A 4,561-nucleotide genomic window follows, 5' to 3' on the forward strand; every position below is an offset into this window, starting at 1 on the left:
GTCGAGCCGCATGGGCGGGCCGAACAAGCTGCTGGCGCTGTTCGACGGCAAGCCGTTGGTGCGCCGCACCGCCGAGCGGGCGCTCGGCTCGAAGGCATCGGGCACGATTGTCGTCACCGGCCACCAGCGCGAGCGGGTGCGTGCGGCGCTGGCGGGCCTCGACGTGACCTTCGCCGACAATCCCGACTTTGCCGAGGGCCTGTCCACCTCGCTGAAAGCCGGCATTGCCTATCTGCCGGAAGGTTGCGCCGGCGTGATGATCGTTCTCGGCGACATGCCTGACATCACGTCCGACGACCTCGACAGGTTAATCGATACCTTCCGCAAGGCCGGCGGCAATGCGGTGGTCCGCGCCTCGCATGACGGCAAGCGCGGCAACCCGGTGCTGTTGCCGCGTTCGCTGTTTCCGGCGATCGCCCATCTGGAAGGCGACACCGGCGCCCGCCATCTCGTCGAGGCCGAAGGGTTCGATGTCATCGACGTCGAGATCGGCGCGGCGGCATCTGTCGATGTCGACACACGCGAGGCGCTGGAAGACGCAGGCGGCGTGCTGCAGGATTGACAAACCCAAGCCGAATTACGCATGCCTGAGGGATGACTTTTCACTTTCTCAGATATTTCTGCGTCCTTGCAACCGCGGCAACACTGGTGTCGTCGGTCGCTGAAGGTCAGACGCTCACGTTAAAACCTTTCAAGGACGATCTCTTCGCCTATCCGGCCACGCTGTCGTCCGACAGCAACGGCGCCTACACGGTCCTCGATTACCGCGAGCTGCGCGATATCAACCAGCGTGACCAGGTCCCCGAGCGCCGGGTGAACGCCCAATACACCGACACCAGCGTTCGCAAGGTGCAGCAGGACCTGTTGCTGAAAACCGATGCCGGCGATGTCAGGCATGTCGCCGTCGGCAAGACCGAGGGCGCCGGCATCATCGTGCTTTACCTGCACGGGCAGGGCGGCAGCCGCAAGCAAGGCGTCGACGACTTCACCTTCGGCGGCAATTTCAACCGGCTCAAGAACCTGATGGCCGGCAATGGCGGCCTCTATCTCAGCCCGGACTTTCCCGATTTCGCCGATACGGGAGCGGCGCAGGTCGCTGCCCTGATCGGTCACTACGCCGAACAGTCGCCCGGCGCGAAGATCTTCGTCGCCTGCGGCTCGATGGGCGGCGCGCTCTGCTGGAAGCTGGCCGCGCGCAAGGACACAGGCGGCCGCATCAATGGGCTGCTGCTGCTCGGCTCGCTGTGGGATGAGAGCTTTTTCACCAGCCCTGCCTTCAAGCGCCGCGTACCGGTCTTTTTCGGCCAGGGCAGCCACGACGTGGTGTTCCCGGTGGCAAATCAGGAAGCGTTCTTTCGCTCGATCCTGGCCAAATCGAAGGCCTATCCAACCCGTTTCATCCGTTTCGAGACCGGCACCCATGGCACGCCGATCCGCATGACCGACTGGCGCGGCACGCTCAACTGGATGCTGTCGAAGGCGCCCTGATCGGTGCTGCCGGCAAGTCCGTGTGGCGCTCAAGGCGCGGTGTTGTAGTCGACAACCGTCTGCGGATTTTGCTCGCCGTCATAGGACGCATCGACGTCGTACTGGACCAGCGAGAAATTGCCGTTGCTAAACAGATACGTCCCCGCGTCGGACGCATCGCCGACGCCGCGCCACTTGTTGAACGTGGTGATCGTGTGGGCAGCCTCGTCATAGTCGGAATTGACCGCCCAGCCGGACGTCTGGAAACCGACGATAGTCATGCCCAGCAATTTGCCGTCGCTGTCATTGTTTTCGTAGCGGATGTCCATCTTGGGTTCGGCGAACTGCAATTGCTGCACGCCCGAGACGTCGTCGGTCATGTAGTAAATCGAGCTTTCATTGTAGGCCGCGGCCGAGCAGGAAAAATGGAACAGCCGTGTCTCCTTGTCGGGATCGCCGGGCTGCGCATCCTTGTCCTTGTATTTGATCGAAAAAACGGTCGGCTCATCGGCGAGGAACTGCTTGTCGCACTGGTCGCCATAGGTCGCCAGAAAGGCTTTCTTGGCCTGCTCCAGTGCGGTGTCTTTCTTCGGCGGTGGTGGGCCGTCGCCGCAGCTAGGCGGCAGCGCCTCCTCGAAATCGGCGGTGGAGGGTTTCAGCGCGCCTTTTTCGATGTGGATCGGATCGAAGGGCGGAGCCGCCTGGATCTGGGCATTCACCTGGCGCAGCGTATAGCAGCCAGCAAACACCTTTTCGCCGCCGCTCTTGTCGGTGGCGCGGATGGCGACGGGGACGTTGTAGAAAATGCTGCCGGCCGCACCTTCGTCGGAGACAGCTCCGGTGGCGACCTCGACCTTGTCGGTGCCGTCATAACCCTTGACGAAACTGTCGAAATCCTTTGCCGGCTTTGTATCGCCGAAATAGCCCCACGCACGGGCGAATTCGTGCCGGCTGATGGCGCTGTAGAGCGAACGGACAACCGCATCGGCGCTCGACCGGTCGTCGACATAAGGCGCTTCGGGTGCATCTTCGGCGGCCAATGCCGTCTGGCCGATCGGGGCAAGGGAGAGAAAGGCAGTCGCTGCGAAAAGGGCGCGTCTCATCGGGAATCTCCGCTCGATGGGCAGATTCTACTCTGGCGATTGCGGCAACGTGGTGACGCGGCGTCGGCAGTCTTGAAAAATCCTGCGCGAAGGCGCTACGTCGCGTCCGCCGGCGTTCGGCCGGGCAGGAGATTTGACGTGACGATATCGATGTATGAGGCATCCGTGCCTGTGTTTTCAGCCAGGCTGAAAGCACTTTCCAATGTGCTGGCGACCGCCGAACAGAATGCGCTTGACCGCAAGATCGATCCGCAGGTGTTTTTGACCTCTCGGCTGGCGCCCGACATGTACGCTCTGACCCGGCAGGTGCAGATCGCCACTGATCACGCCAAGGGCGCGCCGTCCCGGCTCGCCGGTCGCGAAGTGCCGAGATACGAGGACAATGAGGCGAGTTTCGCCGATATCCAGGCACGCATCACGAAGACCCTGGACCTTCTGACGACGTTTTCGGCTGCCGAGTTCGAGGGCTCCGACGACAAGATCATCGAGCTGAAGCTTGGCGGACGCGAAAGTTCGATGCCTGGCATGCAGTATCTGCTGCATGTGGCCATGCCCAACTTCTATTTCCACCTCACCACGGCTTACGACATCCTTCGCCACAATGGCGTGCCGTTGGGCAAGGCGACGTTCCTGGGAGCGCGCTGAGGATTGACTTTTCGAGATGTCCCAGACTGATCCGGGACATCTGACGACTCCGATGGTAGTTAGCGAATGGACATTTCGCGGGCGATGCGCGGAAAATCGGCCGGCTTGATGCCGATGTCGGCGCGGTCGGCATTGCTCATTGCATGGAGCAGTGCGAGCGCCGAGCGGTATCTCAGATGTTCCTGCGGGCGCGGCCGGGCGAACATTTCAGTGAAGAAACCCATGATTTAGGCTCCAGTTTGGTCCTCCACGCCAGCCAGTATAGGTGAATCGTGACAATTGTGCAGTGCAGCATTTGCATGCCTGCCATGTCTTGGCGAATTTTTTTCGCCATTTCCTGAATCGATCGAAACTTTTGCGCGCCGCGCACCGTAGGCTCGAATGCTGGCTACATGGCCGGCTTTTCCTCGCCACTCCTGGCGAATTCCGGACTGCATGAAAGTGCAGTCCGGCTTTTTGTTTTTGGGATTGAGGAGGTTGAAGCGGCGAACACGCGCAACGGCTAAATTCGTTAAGATCGGTGGCATGCATTTTTAACGAGCCGGTTCTATGCTCTGAAGCTTGCACGGTCGGGCAAGAGGGAGGCTGACATCGCTACTGGCGCCAAGCGGGATTTCGCTTCGTTGCTCGACGACCTCTTCGTCGCTTCCGACAAGGGCGACGGAATTGGGGATGACGAGATCGAGGGCGAAGAGGCCGGCGCTCGTCCATCCATCCCGTTCGACTATCTCTCGGTGGCCGATGAACTCCATTCCGGCCGCATCAAGGTTTCGGGCAGCGGCTTTGCCACTGAATATCGCGAGGCGGGTGCTGATCTGGCGACCGAATTCGCCGCCTTGCTCGATCATGCCAAACTGGTTCTCGCCGGCGAAGAACCAAAGCCCGAGGAAAAGCTGCCGCCGATGGATCCCGAATCCATCGCGGTCGAACTTGGCCTCAACCAGCCCAAGCAGATCGCCGACTTCAGCCGCATGCGCCGCAGCTTTGCCTTTGCCAACCATCCCGACCGTGTCGCCCCGCATCTGCGCCAGCGCGCCATGATCCGCATGCAGGTGGCCAACATGCTGATCGACGAAGCCAAGCGCCGCGCGCTGGCCGGCGCTCGCCGCTAAACGCAGCTGGTTCACGCAAAAGTCGGTCTGCCGAGGCTTGGAGAGCGCCTCTGCTTTGCCTATAGATGCGCTTCCTCCCGCGCTACCGCGCACGCTTTCCCTCCGGAGCAGAATTCCATGCACAAGCGCCGTCTCGGTCGGACCGATCTTCTTGTTACCCAGATCTGCCTGGGCTCCATGACCTGGGGCCAGCAGAACACCGAGGCCGAGGGCCACGCCCAGATGGACCTGGCC

At 61.5% G+C, this 4,561-nt stretch carries 6 protein-coding genes and 1 pseudogene; 5 read left to right on the top strand and 2 right to left on the bottom strand.

Features of this window, described 5'->3' with window-relative positions; genetic code table 11:
• On the top strand, positions 1–562 hold a 562-nt coding region (locus EN935_RS23520), incomplete at its 5' end, for a nucleotidyltransferase family protein (protein ID WP_164771289.1).
• A 32-nt stretch (positions 563–594) separates the two neighbouring features.
• Entirely contained in the window at positions 595–1,488 is an 894-nt protein-coding gene (locus EN935_RS23525; RefSeq protein ID WP_127263350.1) for an alpha/beta hydrolase, read from the top strand.
• Positions 1,489–1,517: 29 nt separating this feature from the next.
• Here the strand turns inward: EN935_RS23525 and EN935_RS23530 are convergent, their stop codons facing one another.
• Positions 1,518–2,570 carry a DUF1176 domain-containing protein gene (locus EN935_RS23530; RefSeq protein WP_109669690.1) on the bottom strand — a complete coding sequence of 351 codons (1,053 nt, stop codon included), beginning with the start codon at positions 2,568–2,570 and terminating at the stop codon, positions 1,518–1,520.
• Positions 2,571–2,708: 138 nt separating this feature from the next.
• On the opposite strand from EN935_RS23530, the gene EN935_RS23535 reads away from it, so the two are divergent.
• Positions 2,709–3,215, top strand: coding sequence for a DUF1993 family protein (locus EN935_RS23535; protein WP_109669693.1), 507 nt, complete (start codon positions 2,709–2,711; stop codon positions 3,213–3,215).
• Between the two features lie 59 nt (positions 3,216–3,274).
• Here the strand turns inward: EN935_RS23535 and EN935_RS23540 are convergent, their stop codons facing one another.
• A complete protein-coding gene (locus EN935_RS23540) occupies positions 3,275–3,439 on the bottom strand; it encodes a hypothetical protein (RefSeq protein ID WP_109669696.1) in 165 nt (54 codons plus the stop codon).
• A 399-nt stretch (positions 3,440–3,838) separates the two neighbouring features.
• Here EN935_RS23540 and EN935_RS23545 point away from each other — a divergent pair, with 399 nt between their 5' ends.
• Positions 3,839–4,327: a hypothetical protein gene (locus tag EN935_RS23545; RefSeq protein ID WP_109669699.1), complete on the top strand. Its 489-nt coding sequence runs from the start codon at positions 3,839–3,841 to the stop codon at positions 4,325–4,327.
• A 117-nt stretch (positions 4,328–4,444) separates the two neighbouring features.
• Positions 4,445–4,561: pseudogene (locus EN935_RS42230) on the top strand (aldo/keto reductase); the annotation flags it as partial.

The sequence above is a fragment of the Mesorhizobium sp. M7D.F.Ca.US.004.03.1.1 genome (assembly GCF_003998635.1).
GTDB classification, from domain to species: Bacteria; Pseudomonadota; Alphaproteobacteria; order Rhizobiales; family Rhizobiaceae; genus Mesorhizobium; species Mesorhizobium loti.